The sequence below is a fragment of the Paraburkholderia sp. GAS38 genome (assembly GCF_050434965.1).
GTDB classification, from domain to species: Bacteria; Pseudomonadota; Gammaproteobacteria; order Burkholderiales; family Burkholderiaceae; genus Paraburkholderia; species Paraburkholderia phenazinium_A.
In genome coordinates this window covers 25,165-40,800 of record NZ_JBNDJO010000019.1, presented here as the reverse complement: position 1 = coordinate 40,800, position 15,636 = coordinate 25,165, and the positions used below count along the sequence as shown (strand labels likewise).

The 15,636-nt window shown below is 65.2% G+C and carries 15 protein-coding genes; 4 read left to right on the top strand and 11 right to left on the bottom strand.

Annotation, left to right across the window (positions count from 1 at the left end; genetic code table 11):
• Positions 1 to 79 precede the first annotated feature (79 nt).
• From prmC to P3T42_RS32755, 4 genes are all read right to left on the bottom strand, one after another.
• On the bottom strand, positions 80 to 925 hold the full coding sequence (gene prmC / locus P3T42_RS32770; RefSeq protein ID WP_429308378.1) for a peptide chain release factor N(5)-glutamine methyltransferase: 846 nt from the start codon (positions 923 to 925) through the stop codon (positions 80 to 82).
• Between the two features lie 40 nt (positions 926 to 965).
• The gene (gene prfA, locus P3T42_RS32765; protein WP_074301506.1) at positions 966 to 2,048 is read right to left on the bottom strand and encodes a peptide chain release factor 1; all 1,083 of its coding nucleotides are present in this window, start codon (positions 2,046 to 2,048) and stop codon (positions 966 to 968) included.
• Between the two features lie 120 nt (positions 2,049 to 2,168).
• On the bottom strand, positions 2,169 to 3,455 hold the full coding sequence (gene hemA / locus P3T42_RS32760) for a glutamyl-tRNA reductase (protein ID WP_074301507.1): 1,287 nt from the start codon (positions 3,453 to 3,455) through the stop codon (positions 2,169 to 2,171).
• A gap of 65 nt (positions 3,456 to 3,520) precedes the next feature.
• Complete coding sequence (locus P3T42_RS32755; protein ID WP_074301508.1) at positions 3,521 to 4,228, bottom strand: response regulator transcription factor; 708 nt, start codon at positions 4,226 to 4,228, stop codon at positions 3,521 to 3,523.
• 193 nt (positions 4,229 to 4,421) lie between these two features.
• Between P3T42_RS32755 and P3T42_RS32750 the strand changes: the two genes are divergently transcribed.
• Genes P3T42_RS32750 through P3T42_RS32735 form a run of 4 tightly spaced genes read left to right on the top strand, consistent with a single transcriptional unit; the run spans position 4,422 to position 7,699 of the window.
• Entirely contained in the window at positions 4,422 to 4,676 is a 255-nt protein-coding gene (locus P3T42_RS32750) for a hypothetical protein (protein WP_429308377.1), read from the top strand.
• 19 nt (positions 4,677 to 4,695) lie between these two features.
• Positions 4,696 to 6,510 (top strand): aminopeptidase P family protein, encoded by a 1,815-nt coding sequence (locus P3T42_RS32745; protein WP_074301836.1) that lies wholly within the window; start codon positions 4,696 to 4,698, stop codon positions 6,508 to 6,510.
• Between the two features lie 17 nt (positions 6,511 to 6,527).
• Positions 6,528 to 7,079 carry an isochorismatase family protein gene (locus P3T42_RS32740; RefSeq protein WP_429308376.1) on the top strand — a complete coding sequence of 184 codons (552 nt, stop codon included), beginning with the start codon at positions 6,528 to 6,530 and terminating at the stop codon, positions 7,077 to 7,079.
• Complete coding sequence (locus tag P3T42_RS32735; RefSeq protein WP_074301511.1) at positions 7,076 to 7,699, top strand: HAD family hydrolase; 624 nt, start codon at positions 7,076 to 7,078, stop codon at positions 7,697 to 7,699. Before P3T42_RS32740 ends, P3T42_RS32735 begins: the two co-directional genes overlap by 4 nt.
• A 51-nt stretch (positions 7,700 to 7,750) precedes the next feature.
• On the opposite strand, the gene P3T42_RS32730 is transcribed toward P3T42_RS32735, so the two are convergent.
• From P3T42_RS32730 to ugpA, 7 genes are all read right to left on the bottom strand, one after another.
• Positions 7,751 to 9,052: an MFS transporter gene (locus P3T42_RS32730; protein WP_429308375.1), complete on the bottom strand. Its 1,302-nt coding sequence runs from the start codon at positions 9,050 to 9,052 to the stop codon at positions 7,751 to 7,753.
• 58 nt (positions 9,053 to 9,110) lie between these two features.
• Positions 9,111 to 10,226, bottom strand: coding sequence for a DUF748 domain-containing protein (locus tag P3T42_RS32725; protein WP_429308374.1), 1,116 nt, complete (start codon positions 10,224 to 10,226; stop codon positions 9,111 to 9,113).
• A 123-nt stretch (positions 10,227 to 10,349) separates the two neighbouring features.
• Positions 10,350 to 12,014 carry an energy-dependent translational throttle protein EttA gene (gene ettA / locus P3T42_RS32720; RefSeq protein WP_074301514.1) on the bottom strand — a complete coding sequence of 555 codons (1,665 nt, stop codon included), beginning with the start codon at positions 12,012 to 12,014 and terminating at the stop codon, positions 10,350 to 10,352.
• 269 nt (positions 12,015 to 12,283) lie between these two features.
• On the bottom strand, positions 12,284 to 12,598 hold the full coding sequence (locus P3T42_RS32715) for a DUF3761 domain-containing protein (protein ID WP_429308373.1): 315 nt from the start codon (positions 12,596 to 12,598) through the stop codon (positions 12,284 to 12,286).
• Between the two features lie 33 nt (positions 12,599 to 12,631).
• Positions 12,632 to 13,720, bottom strand: coding sequence for a sn-glycerol-3-phosphate import ATP-binding protein UgpC (locus P3T42_RS32710; RefSeq protein ID WP_074301516.1), 1,089 nt, complete (start codon positions 13,718 to 13,720; stop codon positions 12,632 to 12,634).
• 96 nt (positions 13,721 to 13,816) lie between these two features.
• A complete protein-coding gene (gene ugpE / locus P3T42_RS32705) occupies positions 13,817 to 14,662 on the bottom strand; it encodes a sn-glycerol-3-phosphate ABC transporter permease UgpE (protein WP_074301517.1) in 846 nt (281 codons plus the stop codon).
• Positions 14,659 to 15,543 carry a sn-glycerol-3-phosphate ABC transporter permease UgpA gene (gene ugpA / locus P3T42_RS32700; RefSeq protein WP_074301518.1) on the bottom strand — a complete coding sequence of 295 codons (885 nt, stop codon included), beginning with the start codon at positions 15,541 to 15,543 and terminating at the stop codon, positions 14,659 to 14,661. Before ugpA ends, ugpE begins: the two co-directional genes overlap by 4 nt.
• Positions 15,544 to 15,636: the final 93 nt, after the last annotated feature.

Genomic DNA, 15,636 nt, shown 5'->3' with positions numbered 1-15,636 from the left:
CCTTGCGGTTCCGGAATAAGGGGGAGATAGATTGAAATGATAGCGGATTTCGCCCGGACAGGCGGGCGGCGCTCCGGCGTCACACGTTCGCGTGCCACGAACCGCCGCTGATCCGTTCGATGCCGGCAAGATCGCGCTCCGAGCGCACGTCGGCGAAGCCTGCCTCGTCGAGCAGGGCGCGTACCGCGGCGGCCTGATCGTAGCCGTGTTCGAGCCAGAGCACGCCGCCGCGCTCCGCGAAGCGCGCGGGCGCACCGGCGACGATGGCGCGGATCGCGCTTAAGCCGTCGGCTTCGTCGGTCAACGCGCCGCGCGGTTCGAAGCGCAGATCGCCTTCGGACAGATGCGGGTCGCCACTGGCGATATACGGCGGATTGCTGACGATCACGTCAAAGTGCAGGGCGGGATCGAGCGCGTCGTACCAGTCGCTGCGCGCCAACTGCAGCGGGCCGCCGTGACGTGTCGCATCCAGCAGCCGTGCGGCGTTGCGGGTCGCGACGGCCAGCGCGTCGGCCGAGCGGTCTACGGCCCAGACCTGCGCGTCGGGCCTGACCGAGGCAAGGGCGACCGCAATCGCGCCGGTGCCGGTGCCGAGGTCGAGCACCCGCGGCCGCGTCAGGCCCTCGAGCGCGGCGAGCGCGGTCTCGACCAGCAATTCGGTTTCCGGCCGCGGGATCAGCACATCCGGCGTGACTTCGAACTCGAGCCCGAAGAACTCCCGCGCGCCGACCAGTTGCGCGACGGGCTCGCCTGCCAGACGCCGCGCTGCCAGCGCCTGATAGCGGGCCACGAGCGCGGCGTCGAGCGGCTCGTCGCTGCGCGTGATCAGCTCCGTGCGGCGCCAGCCCAGCACGTGCCCGAGCAGGATGCGCGCTTCGAGCAGCGGCAAAGCGGAGGCGCGTAACAGGGCGGCGGCGTTGTCCATGGCGGCGTGATGGGTGCGTGCGAGCGGCGTACGGTGGCGCTTAGTCCGCGTCGCCGAGCGAGGCCAGCAGCTCGGCCTGATGCTCGCTGACCAGGGCGGCGATCAGTTCGTCGAGATCGCCGTCCATGATCGATTCGAGGCGATACAGCGTCAGGTTGATGCGGTGATCCGTGAGCCGCCCCTGCGGGAAGTTATAGGTGCGAATGCGCTCCGAGCGGTCGCCCGAGCCGATCAGGCTCTTGCGGGTCGCGGCTTCCTTGGCGTGCTGCTCGTGGTACTGCTTGTCCTTGATGCGCGCGGCGAGGACCTTCAGCGCGCGGTCCTTGTTCTTGTGCTGCGAGCGGTCGTCCTGACATTCGACGACGATGCCGGTGGGCAAGTGCGTGACCCGCACGGCCGAATCGGTCTTGTTGATGTGCTGGCCGCCCGCGCCGGAGGCGCGGAACGTATCGATGCGCAAGTCGGCGGGATTGATCTCGACTTCGCCGATTTCATCCGCTTCGGGCATCACCGCAACCGTGCAGGCGGACGTGTGAATCCGGCCCTGGGTTTCAGTGGCCGGCACGCGCTGCACGCGGTGGCCGCCGGACTCGAACTTGAGCTTCGAATACGCCGCTTCGCCGGCGATTCGCACGATTGCTTCCTTGTAGCCGCCCAGATCCGATTCGCTCGCCGACATCATTTCGACCGTCCAGCGGTTGCGTTCGGCGAAGCGCAGATACATCCGCAGCAGATCGCCCGCGAACAGCGCCGATTCGTCGCCGCCGGTGCCCGCGCGGATTTCGAGGAAGATGTTGCGGTCGTCGTTGGGGTCTTTCGGCAGCAGCATTTTCTGCAGTTCGGCGCCGAGCTTGTCCATCCGTTCGCGTGCCGCGCGGATCTCGTCTTCGGCGAAGTCGCGCATCGACGCGTCGGCCAGCAGTTCCTGCGCGGTGAGCGCGTCGTTGCTGGCCTGGCGCCATAGCGCGTAATGTTCGACCACCGGCCCCAGCTCCGCGTGCTCACGCGTGAGCTTGCGGTATTGGTCGAGATTCGCGGTGATGTCTTCGCGGCTCAACAGGTCGTTCAGTTCGGCCAGCCGGGTAGTGAGCTGGTCGAGCTTGCTTTGCATGCTCGTTTTCATCGGACGGTACGGAGCGGGCTCCGGAAAGGACGGCGTAACTGGGGAGGCGGGCGCAGGCCCTGGAAGTCGGCGCCGGCCTGCCGAAACCACCTGGCAAGGCTGCGCGCAGCGGCAGCGCCGCTAACGTTCCGAAGAGTCGGAGTGTTTGTAGAAACCGCCCATCAGTTCGATGAGCTTATCGCGATTCTCGCTGCTGGCGCGATTGAGTGCGTGCGTCGGACCATGGATCAGCTTGTTGGTCAGCGCTTGCGAAAGGGCTTCGATCACGGCGGCCGGATCGTCGCCGCGGGCGAGCGCCTTTTGCGCGCGTTCGACTTCGGCGCGGCGCAGCAGGTCGGCCTGGGTGTGCATATGGCGGATCACCGGCACGATGCTGCGCGCGTCGAGCCACTGCATGAAGTTCTGCACGCGCGTTTCGATGATCGCTTCGGCCTGGGCGACGGCCGCCTGGCGCGAGGCATTGCCTTCGCGCACGATGGCGCCGAGGTCGTCGACGGTATAGAGAAACACGTCTTCGAGCTTGCCTACTTCGGGTTCGATGTCGCGCGGCACGGCCAGATCGACCATGAAAATGGGCCGGTGGCGGCGCGCTTTCACGGCACGTTCGACTGCGCCGAGGCCGATGATCGGCAAGGTGGACGCCGTGCACGAGACGATGATGTCGAACTCGTGCATGCGTGCCGGCAAATCCGCCAGGGGGATGGCCCGGCCGTTGAAGCGTTCGGCGAGCCGCGCGCCGCGCTCGGCGGTGCGGTTCGCCACCACCAGCTCGCGCGGCTGCTGGGCCGCGAAGTGGGTCGCGCACAGCTCGATCATCTCGCCCGCGCCGATGAACAGCACGCGCTGGTTGGCCACCTTGTCGAAAATGCGCTGCGCGAGCCGCACGGCCGCGGCGGCCATGGAAACCGATTGGGCCCCGATCTCCGTGGTACTGCGCACTTCCTTCGCCACCGCGAAGGTGCGCTGGAACAACTGGTTCAGATAGGTGCCGAGCGCGCCGGCTTCGGACGCGGTACGCACCGCATCCTTCATTTGTCCGACGATCTGCGTCTCGCCGAGCACCATGGAATCGAGCCCCGACGCAACCCGAAACGCGTGGCGCACCGCTTCCGACTGCGGCAAGGCGTACACATGCGGCGCGAGTTCGCTGACCGGCAGGTTGTGATAGCGCGAGAACCACTGGATGGCCGCTTCGCGGACCGCATGGTCGTCGGTGGCGCAGTAGAGCTCGGTGCGGTTGCAGGTGGAGAGGATTGCCGCTTCAGGCGCGGTCCGGGCGGTGGCGCCGAGCCAGATGTCCTTGAAGGTCGCGAGCGCAGGCTTGATCTGTTCGAGCGGAAACGCCACGCGTTCGCGCAAGGCGACGGGCGCGGTGTGGTGATTGATTCCGATCGTTAGAAGCTGCATATGCGGGGCTATGGTTTAGCCCAATATTATAGCGTTTTCGCAATTTCTTCATTCTGCCTACCACTTTAGCCGCCCGCGCCGCCCTCCGGCGGGACCGCGTCAAGCTGGTAGCCGTAGCCGTAGAGCGGCGTCAGGCAATAGCCGTGCTCGGGTCGCAGCTGCAATTTGGTCCGCACCCGCGACGCGTGCGTGTCGAGCGTGCGCGACCTTACGTCGCGCTGACGCGTCCATATTGTCTCGAGGATGTGGACGCGCGACACCGGCCGCGACACATTATTGAATAGTAGCAGCGCGAAACGGAATTCCTTGGGGGTTAGTGCCACTGTCTGTCCGTGGAATGTAACGGTAAAGTGCGCGGCGTCGAATACGTAGCCGCCGAACACGTCGCGCCTGCGGTTGGGCGGGCGGCGCAGACCGGCGCGGCGCAGCAGGGCCTCGACGCGGGCCAGCATTTCCGGACCGCGTACCGGTTTCGTCAGACAATCGTCGGCACCGGCGTGCAATGCTGCGACAATCTCGCTTTCGCGTGGCGACGACATCAGCATGATGACGGGAAGGCTGGGGAGAATGCCGCGGGCGCGGGGAATGACGTCTTCGGCGGGGCGGTCGCCTGCCCAACTATCGGTCAGCAGGAGATCGAAGAAGTGGCTGGACGCGCTGGCGAGAAACGGCGTGCTGGCAATGAAATGCTGACAGGTATGGCCGCCGGCGAAGATGAGCCGGTCGACCAGTTCCGCGTGCCGCACGTCCGGCTCGATGAGGGCGATTCGCATAGAACGCGCTTTCAGCGTGGCGGGCGAGGGTGGCAAACCTTACGGCTTGCCTAAATGTGACCCCGGCCCCTAAACTCAACCGCTACGCGGAAAGCGCCGTGCTGACCTTTATAGTTAACGAGACAAAAATGCTAGCTGCCCGAACGCTTGAAGCCTATGAGAAGAGTCCGAAAGTGAGTGAGGTTCCCCACTGATGGGATGGCCAGGTATCGTGTTATTGGGTGTGGTGATCGGCCTCGCGGGCTGGTGGCTGCATCCGCTGCGGCGGACAAGCCGCGCACGTCTCTGGGTGGCGCTGCTGGCCGGTGTGCTGTGCGCAGCGTTGGCCCGCCTGGCCGGCAACGTAGTGGGTCTCTTCCATGATGGTGATACGCTCGAATGGCCGGTATGTACGGCTGTTGCGCTGATTGCCGTTGCCGTGACGGTCGGCTTGTTCTCCCGTCGATGAACATATGCAGGTGAATCCGATGAATGCCCGACTTCCCGAAACCTCCTCTATTCCTGAGCGTATTGCTCACCTGCGCGGCGCGATGGCGCGCGAAGGCCTCGCGGCCTATCTGGTTCCGTCCGCCGATCCGCACCTGTCCGAATATTTGCCCGGACGCTGGCAAGGCCGGCAATGGTTATCGGGTTTTACCGGCTCGGCCGGCACGCTGGTCGTTACGGACGGCTTTGCCGGCGTCTGGACCGACAGCCGTTATTGGGAGCAGGCCGACGCGCAATTGGCCGGCACCGGCGTCGAATTGATGAAAATGATGGCCGGACAGCAGTCGCAACCGCACTTCGAATGGCTGGCGCAGAATCTGCCGGCCGGCAGCACCGTCGGTGTCGACGGCGCGGTGCTGGGTCTCGCCGCGGCCCGCGCGCTGACCTCGGCGTTGAGCGCGCGCGGCGTGAAGCTGCGCACGGATGTCGATCTGTTCGACGCAATCTGGCTCCAGCGTCCGACGCTGCCCACCGAAACGGTGTTCGAGCACGCTGCGCCGCATGCGACGGTCGCGCGCTCGGACAAGCTCGAGCAGATTCGCCGCGCGATGCAGGAAAAAGGCGCGCAATGGCACTTCGTTTCGACGCTCGACGACCTCGCGTGGCTGTTCAACCTGCGCGGCGCCGACGTCAGCTACAACCCGGTGTTCGTCGCGCATGCGCTGATCGGGCTGGAGCGCGTCTCGCTGTTCGTCGCCGAAGGCAAGGTGCCGCGCGCGCTGGCTGAAGCGCTCGCGCGCGACGGTATCCATGTCGAATCGTATGACAAGACGGCCGATGCGCTCGCCGCGCTGCCGGGCGGCACCACGCTGCTGATCGACCCGCGCCGGATCACGTTCGGTCTGCTGCAATCGGTGCCTTCCACGGTGAAGATCGTCGAGTCGGTGAATCCGTCCACCTTCCTCAAGTCGCGCAAAACCGAGGCGGACGCCGAACACGTGCGCGCCACCATGGACCAGGACGGCGCGGCGCTGGCCGAATTCTTCGCCTGGTTCGAAGGCGCACTGGGCCGCGAGACGATGACCGAACTCACCGTCGACGAACGCCTCACGGCGGCACGCGCGCGGCGTCCGGACTACATCTCGCTGAGCTTTGCGACCATCGCCGGCTTCAACGCGAACGGCGCGATGCCGCACTATCGCGCCACCGCCGCGTCGCACTCGATCCTCGAAGGCAACGGTCTGCTGCTGATCGATTCGGGCGCCCAATATTTGAGCGGCACGACCGACATCACGCGCGTCCTGCCTATCGGCACGCTGAGCGACGCGCAGCGGCGCGATTGCACGCTGGTGCTGAAAGGCATGATGGCGCTCTCGCGGGCGCGGTTTCCGCGCGGCATCCGCTCGCCGATGCTGGACTCGATCGCGCGTGCGCCGATCTGGGAAGCGGGCGCGGACTACGGTCACGGCACGGGGCATGGCGTCGGCTATTTCCTGAACGTGCACGAAGGCCCGCAGATCATTTCTCACTACGCGCCGGCTGAACCGTGGACGGCCATGGAAGAGGGCATGATCACCTCGGTCGAGCCGGGCATTTACCGGCCGGGTAAATGGGGCGTGCGGATCGAGAACCTGGTGCTCAACCGCGCGGCGGAAAAGACCGAGTTCGGCGATTTCCTGAAGTTCGAGACGCTCACGATGTGCCCGATCGATACGCGCTGCTTCGACCTGTCGATGCTGCGCGAGGACGAGCGCGCGTGGCTCAACGCGTATCACGAGACGGTGCGAGCACGCATTGCGCCGCATGTGTCGGGCGAGGCGAAGGCCTGGCTCGAAACGCGGACGCAAGCGATTTAAGCCGAGGAGGGCGAGCGATGCCAGGCGTGGCGGTGGTGGTGATCGATGTGCAAGAGGCATTCTTCTCCGGGCCGAACGCAGCGTATCGCGGCGCGGAGGTGATCGACGGAATCAACCGTCTGACCGCCGCGGCGCGCGCCGCCGGGGCGCCGGTTTTCATCGTCCAGCACGACGAAGAGGGTGACCCGGAAGTCGAGCACGGCAGCGCGGGCTGGCAACTGCCCGCCTCCCTCGTGCGTACCGATGACGATATCCTCGTGCGCAAATCGGTCGGCGATTCGTTTCACGAAACGCCGCTCAAGGCGCATCTCGATCGGCTGGGCGTCGACCGTCTGCTGATCTGCGGGTATGCGACCGAATTTTGCGTCAATACCGGCGCGCGCCGAGCCGCCCTGCTGGGGTATCGGACTACGATCGTCTCCGATCTCCATACCACCCAGCACACCTCCGAACTCACCCCTGAACAGGTCGTCGCGCACTACAACCTCGTGTGGACGCATTCCTCCCTGTCGGGCAACCGGGTTTCGGTGAGGCCGCTCGCCGAGGTCCTGGCAACGGAGCTCGCATGAGCATCAAAGCCGTGGTGTTCGATTTCGGCGGCGTGCTGATCGACTGGAGCCCGGAATATCTGTTTCGCGAACTGATTCCGGACGAGACGGAGCGTCGCTGGTTTCTGACGCACGTCTGCTCGATGGAGTGGGTGATCCGTCAGGATGGGGGCCAGCCGATTGCGGAAGGTACCGCCGAACTGGTTGCCCGGTTTCCCGATCACGAGCCGCTGATTCGCGCCTTTTATGAGCGCTGGCACGAGATGATCGGCGGTGTGCTCGAGGGCGGCGTGGCGACGCTCGACAAGCTCGACGCGGCAGGCGTGCCGCTGTTCGGTCTCACCAACTGGTCGGACGAGACGTTTCCCTATGCGTGGGAGCATTTCCCGGTGCTGCGGCGGTTTCGCGACATCGTGGTGTCCGGCCGCGTGAAGCTCGTGAAGCCGGATCCGGCGATCTTCGCTGAGATGCGCCGGCGTATCGAGGCGCAACTGCCCGGCATCGAAGCGCACGAACTCGTGTTCATCGACGATAACCTCAAGAACGCCGAGGCCGCGACCGCGCTCGGCTGGCACGGCGTGCATCACACGTCCGCGGCGCAGACCGAAGCGAAGCTGCGCGAACTGGGTCTGCCGGTCTGATTCTGGTTGGATTCCGCTAGTCCGGGCCGGTCGGCCCGGACCATCGCACCCTCACGCCAGTGTGGCGGCCGCGGCGCTGTCCGGGCGTTCGGCGATCGGCGCGCGCACCACGAAGATGTAGACAAGCGCCGCCGCGAACGACACGCCCGCGCTGATCAGGAAGGCGTCCACGAACGAGTGCGTCTGCTCGACCACCACACCCGTGATGAACGGCGCGAACGACCCGCCGAAATACCCACCGAAATTCTGGATGCTCCCGAGCGACGCCACCAGGTGCCGCGGCGCGGCCACACTGACGAGCGCCCACGCGCCGCCGCTTGCCATGTTGATGAAGTACATCGCCAGCGACAGATAGACGATCGCGAGCGTGGTATTCGGCGTGTAGGCGGCGGGCACCGTGAACACCGCCGCGAAAATCAGGCCGGTGCAGATCGGCCACTTACGGCTGCGGATCGGGGCGATGCCGCGCGCCATCAGTCCGTCGGCGACGAAGCCGCTCGACAGCATGCCGAGCGTGCCGAACAGATACGGAATCGAAACGACCCAGCCGGTCTTCGCGATCGACAGATGCCGTTCGTGTTCGAGATACGCCGGCAGCCAGGTGAGATACAGCCAGACCATGTAGATCACGCCCATGAAGCCGAAGATCATGCCCCACGTGGTCCGCGAGGCAAACAGGCCGCGCCATTCGGCGCCGGTCATGCGGCGCTCGGCGCGCGCGTGCGGCTCCTCTTCGGTCAGATGCGCGACCTCTGCGGGGGCGAGCGTGACTTCGCGCCGGTTGCGATACACGAGGTACCAACTGACCGCCACCGCAATCCCCATCACGCCCATCACGATGAACATCCAGCGCCAGCCGAACGCGAGCAGCAGCCCCGTCAGAATGGGCGGCGCGAGGGCGGGGCCGATAGTCGAAGAGGTGATGAAGATGCCGGTGGGCCGTCCGCGCTCGCGCAGCGAATACCACTCGCTAACGACTTTCGCACCCGCGGGAAACTGCGGTGCTTCGCCGATGCCGAGAAAGATCCGCGCAACCAGGAATTGCTGCAAGGTCTGCACGAAGCCGCCGAACAACTGCGCCACCGACCAGACGAACATCCCCACGCCGAGCATCAGCCGTGCGCCGAAGCGGTCGAGCAGCGCGCCCATCGGCAATTGCGCGAACGCGTACGAAAACGAGAACGCGGACAGCAGCAGGCCCATCTGCGAGGCAGAGAGGCCCAGTTCGCCGCTGACCGAGTGATTGGCGATGGACAGCGTGCTGCGGTCGAGATAATTGACGATGCCCGCGAGCGTCAGGAACGTGATGGCGACCCACTGGATGCGCCGTAGGCGCGGTGTCTTTGCCTGCATGGTTGTCTCCTCCAATGTTCTTAGGGTACCGCAGCGGCGTCTGCGCGCCGCCATGCCGCTACTGCCCGAGCAGGTTTTTTAGCGCGTTGCCCAAGCCCTTGACGGTTTCGCCGGCGCCCTTGGCGACGCCTTCGACGCTTACGCCCATCACTTGCGCGAAGCCGGTGCCGAGTTTGTTCAGCAGGTTTTCGTTCACCGAGAATTTCGGATCGCGCAGATTGCCGTCCAGCACGAAGTGCACGGTGATGTCGCCGTTGCGGCTCTTCAGTGCCGCGACGGCGGCTTTGGTCGGAATCGACAGGAACGTGTCGAGCGGATTGCCGCTATCGGCCAGTTGCAGTTGATGCAGCGTCAGCGTGCCCAGCGCATGCAGGTGATAGTTGCTCACCGTCGATTCGACCGTCATATCGACCGTCCCGCCCGTGACCTGGGCTTTGGCGCCGGCCTTCTTCAGGAGGTACGGGTCGAGCATCACCACGTCGACGCCGTGCAGCGTGCTGGTGGTCTGCGAATCCTTGCTGGCGATCTTGATCCAGCCGCCGAACGACACCGTGCCGGTATGCGACGGACCGACGATGGCGCCATTGACGGCGACGGTGGTCGGGTCGCTGAGCGCGGGCAGATGCAGGTTGTCGACGGTTGCACTGGCCTGCGTGACAGCCACCTTATATGCCGGCTTGCGCACCGTGTAATCGTAGAACTCGAAGGTGCCTTGCTCAAAAGCAATGTGATCGACGCGCTTCTCTCGCGGCAGCGTCGGCTCGCTAGCGCCGGCATCCGGTCGGTTCAGCGATTCCCGCAGATTAGGGAGCAGATTGAGCGTGCCGTCCGCCTCGCGCACCACCGAAAGATCGAACCCGCTCACCACCACCGAACGGATATGCACGCGCTTTTGCAGCAGTTCGCGCACGTCGGGGGTAATCGTGATCTGGTCGGCGCGCAGCGCGTCGGTGGCGGGCCAGCCGGGTGGTCCTTTGAGGCGAACGTGCGTGAGGCGCACGGAGGTCAGGCCGACGTCGATGCTTTCCGCGCTGCCGAGCGGCCCGAGTGCGGCGATCACGCGTTGCTTGGCTTCGTATTGCGCGAAGTAGAGACCGCCGAGGGCGACGACGATCAGCACCAGCACAATGCCGGCGACGGCAATGACCACACGTCTTCCCGTCGACATCGCCATGCTTGCCTCCTCGTGGCCGCGCGAAGCGCGGCTGGCCGTTGGTAGCTGAGCAAACGCCGTGCCGCGCAACCGGCGGCCGGGCGCGCCGCGTCACAGGCGGCGCGGCCCGTCCAGCAAACGCGCTTAACGCGCGATCGGCTTGTAGCGCAGACGCTTCGGCCGGGCGGCTTCTTCGCCGAGGCGGTTGCGCTTGTCCGCTTCGTATTCCTGGTAGTTGCCGTCGAAGAACGTCACTTGCGAGTCGCCTTCGAACGCGAGGATGTGCGTGGCGATACGGTCGAGGAACCAGCGATCGTGCGAGATCACCATCACCGAGCCGGCGAATTCGAGCAGGGCGTCTTCGAGCGCGCGCAGCGTTTCGACGTCGAGGTCGTTCGACGGTTCGTCGAGCAGCAGGACGTTGCCGCCGGCGATCAGCGTCTTGGCCAGATGCAGACGGCCGCGTTCACCGCCCGAGAGGTTCGAGACGATCTTCTGCTGGTCGCCGCCCTTGAAGTTGAAGCGGCCAATGTACGCCCGCGACGGCGTCTCGTAGCGGCCCACGGTCAGCACGTCGGCGCCGCCCGAAATTTCTTCGAACACGGTCTTCGAACCGTCGAGCGCGTCGCGGCTCTGGTCCACGTAGGCGAGCTTGACCGTCGGTCCTTGCACGATTTCGCCCGAATCCGGCTGTTCCTTGCCGGTCAGCATGCGGAACAGCGTGGACTTACCCGCGCCGTTCGGCCCGATGATGCCGACGATCGCGCCCGCCGGAATCTTGAAGCTGACGTTGTCGAGCAGCAGACGGTCGCCATACGCCTTCGAAACGTTCTTGAACTCGATCACTTCATTGCCGAGGCGGTCGCCGACCGGGATGAAGATTTCCGAGGTTTCGTTACGCTTCTGGTAGTCCTGGCTGTTCAGCTCCTCGAAGCGGGCGATACGCGCCTTCGACTTGGCCTGGCGGCCCTTCGGGTTCTGGCGCACCCACTCCAGTTCCTTCTTGATCGCCTTCTGGCGTGCCGATTCCGACGCCTCTTCCTGCTTCAGGCGCTCTTCCTTCTGGTCGAGCCAGCTGCTGTAGTTGCCCTTCCACGGAATGCCGTGGCCGCGGTCGAGTTCGAGAATCCACTCGGCGGCGTTGTCGAGGAAGTAGCGATCGTGGGTGACGGCGACGACGGTGCCCGGGAAGCGCGTCAGGAACTGCTCGAGCCAGTCGACCGATTCGGCGTCCAGGTGGTTGGTCGGTTCGTCGAGCAGCAGCATGTCCGGCTTTTCGAGCAGCAGCTTGCACAGCGCCACGCGGCGCTTTTCGCCGCCCGACAGGTGCTCGATCTTCGCGTCCCATGCCGGCAGGCGCAGGGCGTCGGCGGCGATTTCAATCTGCTGTTCCGCGCTGCCGTCGGCGGTGGCGAGGATCGCTTCGTACTTGGCCTGCTCGGCGGCAAGCGCGTCGAAATCCGCGTCCGGCTCGGCGTAGGCGGCGTAGATCTCGTCGAGCTTTTTCTGCGCGCCGAACACTTCGCCCAAGCCTTCTTCGACCGCTTCACGCACCGTCTTGTTCGGGTCGAGTTGCGGTTCCTGCGGCAGGTAGCCGATGTTCAGGTTCGGCATTGGCGTGGCTTCGCCTTCGATGTCCTTGTCGACGCCCGCCATGATGCGGATCAGCGTGGACTTGCCCGAGCCGTTCAGGCCGAGCAGGCCGATCTTCGCGCCGGGGAAGAACGACAGGGAGATGTCTTTGAGAATCTGACGCTTGGGCGGCACGATCTTGCCGACCCGGTTCATGGTGAAGACGTATTGGGCCATTTTGCTTGCAATAGGGTGTTGACGCCGCCGGCCGCGCTGGGGGCGGGCGGTCGTGGGGTGGATGGGAATTCGGTGTTGCCGGTTTCCGGCCGGCGCGGGCGTGAGGCCGAAGTGGCTTAAGCGGCCGAAGTGGCTTAAGCGCTCGACGCGACGCCGCGCATGGCGGAAGAGGTGTCATTGTACTTCGGGGCGCGGCGCGGGAGTCACTCAGCCGAATGGCATAGGCACGTGGCGTCGCCGCAGGCTTGATTGCGCGGGAAGCGTGAGGCTCAAAGCCACCCGGCCACGCCACCGTGCCGTGAGCAGGTGCCGCTGTGGTGGCGGCTGAAACTGTACGTACCGTCGCGGCAGCGCGCGGTGGCGCCTTCGGGCGCCTGGCCGGACAGCGAGCGGGCAGGCGAATGCACCGTCTGGCCGTCGCGGTTCGTATACGTGTTGTGATTGCTGAGGTTCGCTTCGTCGGGCGCCGAGGCGGCCCCGACGTAAGCGAAGGCGGGTGTGAGCCCGAACAGCAAGGTCGCGGCGAGACTCGCGACCACTGCGGTAGCGGAACGAAGGCGGCGGTTCGAGGCGATGCCTGTCATGGTGCGGGAGAGACCCGTTCTGGCTTGACCCGCTCAGTTGGCCCGCTTGCCGCTCGCCGGGTCGAAGAAATGCAGATGCGCCGCAGGCAAGGCCACCTGCAACGCTTCGCCGTTGCCGGGACGGTGCGTGTGCGGCAGCCGCACCGTTACATCGTGCTTGCCCCAGCGCCCGTGAACCAGGTTGTCCGCGCCGAGCAGTTCGCACGAGTCGACCGTGAGGGTCGCATGGGCGGCCTCGGGTTGCCCCGGCGACATATGTTCCGGCCGGATGCCGAGGACCCACTCGCGCCCGGCCGCCACTTCGCGACCGACGCACGCCACGCCCGCGAGCGGCAGCTTCGGGCCGTTGCCGGCGACTTCGAACGCGGCGCCGTCATCGGAGACGCGGCCTTCCAGCAGGTTCATCCCGGGCGAGCCGATAAAGCTGGCGACGAACACCGTAGCCGGCCGCTCGTAGACCTCGGTGGGCGCGCCGATCTGCTCGGCGTGGCCGCGGTTCATCACGATCACGCGCTGCGCCAGCGTCATCGCTTCGATCTGGTCGTGGGTGACGTAGAGGCTCGTCGTCGCCAGACGCGCATGAAGGCGCTGGATTTCGAGGCGCATCTGCACGCGCAGCCGGGCGTCGAGGTTCGACAGCGGTTCGTCGAACAGAAATACGGCCGGTTCGCGCACAATCGCACGGCCCATTGCCACCCGTTGCCGTTGCCCGCCGGACAACTCGCGCGGCTTGCGCTGGAGCAGCGCTTCGAGTTCGAGAATCTGCGCGGCGGCCTGCACGCGCCGGTCGATTGCGGCACGGTCCACGCCGCTGATCTTCAGTGCGTAGCCCATGTTTTCCGCGACGCTCATGTGCGGATACAGCGCGTAGTTCTGGAACACCATCGCGATGTTGCGGTCTTTCGGCTCGAGGCGGTTGACCACCGTGTCGTTGATCGAGATCGTGCCTTCGGAGATGCTCTCGAGTCCTGCCACCATCCGCAGCAAGGTCGACTTGCCGCAGCCCGACGGGCCGACCATCACGACGAATTCGCCGTCGGCAACGTCCACGTCGATGCCGTGCAGTACGAACTGTTTGCTGTCGTAGCTTTTCTTTACGCCCTTTAGCGTCAATGCAGCCATTCCATCCACCTTTGTTTGCTTCTGCGCTCACGCCTGGCCCGAAGGCCGCGTGTCGTCGCGAGGTTGTTCAGTTCATCGGCCGGTTGTCTGGCCGGGTTACTTTTCGGAGTCCACGAGACCGCGCACGAACCAGCGCTGCATCGTCAGTACGACGGCGAGCGGCGGCAGCATGGCGAGCAGCGTCGCGGTCATCACGAGATGCCATTCGGTGGCCGTGTCGCCCGACGCGATCATGCTCTTGATGCCCACCACGGCGGTGGTCAGCGATTGCTGGCTGGTGATCAGGATCGGCCACAGATACTGGTTCCAGCCGTAGATGAAGGTGATCACGAAGAGCGCGGCAATATTGGTCTTCGACAGCGGCAATACGATGTCCCAGAAGAACCGCAGCGCGCCGGCGCCGTCGATGCGCGCAGCCTCCATCAGCTCATCGGGCAGCGTCATGAAGAACTGCCGGAACAGGAACGTGGCGGTGGCCGACGCAATCAGCGGCAGCGTGAGGCCGGCGTACGTGTTGGACAGATGCATCGACGACACGACCTGCACGGTCGGGAAGATACGCACTTCGACGGGCAGCATCAGCGTGACGAAGATCAGCCAGAACGCGAGGTTCCTGAACGGGAAGCGGAAGAACACGATCGCGTAGGCGGAGATCATTGAAATGGCGATCTTGCCGATGGAAATCACCAGCGCCATCACGAGGCTATTCAGCAACATGCTGCCGAACGGCGCTGCGGCATTGCCGCTGCCGTGGGCCCACACGTTCGCGATGTTTTCAAACAGATGGGTGCTCGGCACCAGCGACAGCGGCACGGTGAAGACTTCGTGCTCGCTCATGGTGGCCGCGCAGAACGCGACGTACACCGGAAACACCACCAGCACGACGCCGAGAATCAGCACGGCGTGGCAGAACAGGTCGAAACCGCGGCGATTTTCGATCATGAGTATTGAACCCTCCGCTCGACGAAACGGAATTGCACCACCGTCAGCCCAACGACGATCAGCATGAGCACGACCGATTGCGCGCCCGAACTGCCGATGTCGAGGCCCTGGAAGCCCTCGGCGAAGATCCGGTAGATCAGCGTGCGCGTCGCCTGGCCGGGGCCGCCGCCGGTGGCCGCATCGATAATCGGAAAGGTGTCGAAGAACGCGTAGACCAGATTGATGACGAGCAGGAAGAAGCTCGTCGGCGACAGCAGCGGCAAGGCAATGCCGAAGAAGCGCCGCACCGGCCCGGCGCCGTCGATGGCGGCCGCCTCGATCAGCGAGCGCGGAATTGCCTGCAAGCCGGCGTAGAAGAACAGGAAGTTGTAGCTGACCTGTTTCCAGACGGACGCGAGCACGACGAGGAACATGGCCTGGCCCGGGTTGAGCGCGTGATTCCAGACGATGCCGCATTTGGCGAGCGCGTAGGTCACGAGCCCGATGCTCGGATTGAAAAGGAACGACCACAGCACGGCCGCAATTGCGGGCGCGACCGCATACGGCCAGATCAGCAGCGTTTGATAGGCCTTGGCGCCGCGCGTCACGCGGTCGGCGCAGACGGCGAGCAGCAGCGAAATCACGAGTCCGCTGACGGTGACGAGCGCGCTAAAGATCAGCGTGGTCTCGAACGACGCCAGATACAGCGGATCGGCGAAGATTTGCTTGAAGTTGGCGAGGCCGACGAATTCGCTCGACGTGCCGAACGCGTCCTGGCTTTGCGTGGACTGCCACAGCGCCACGCCGGCCGGCCACAGAAAGAACACGAATGTGATCGCGAGTTGCGGGCCGACCAGCAGATACGGCAGCACGCCTGTGCCGAAGCGGGAGCGCTTTTCCATTAGGACATCTCTCTTAAAAAAGCGGCGGGCGGCCCCCAGAACGTCGCGTCCCCTTGGGGACCTGGCGCGACGCGCCAGGTTGGGCCGCCCGAT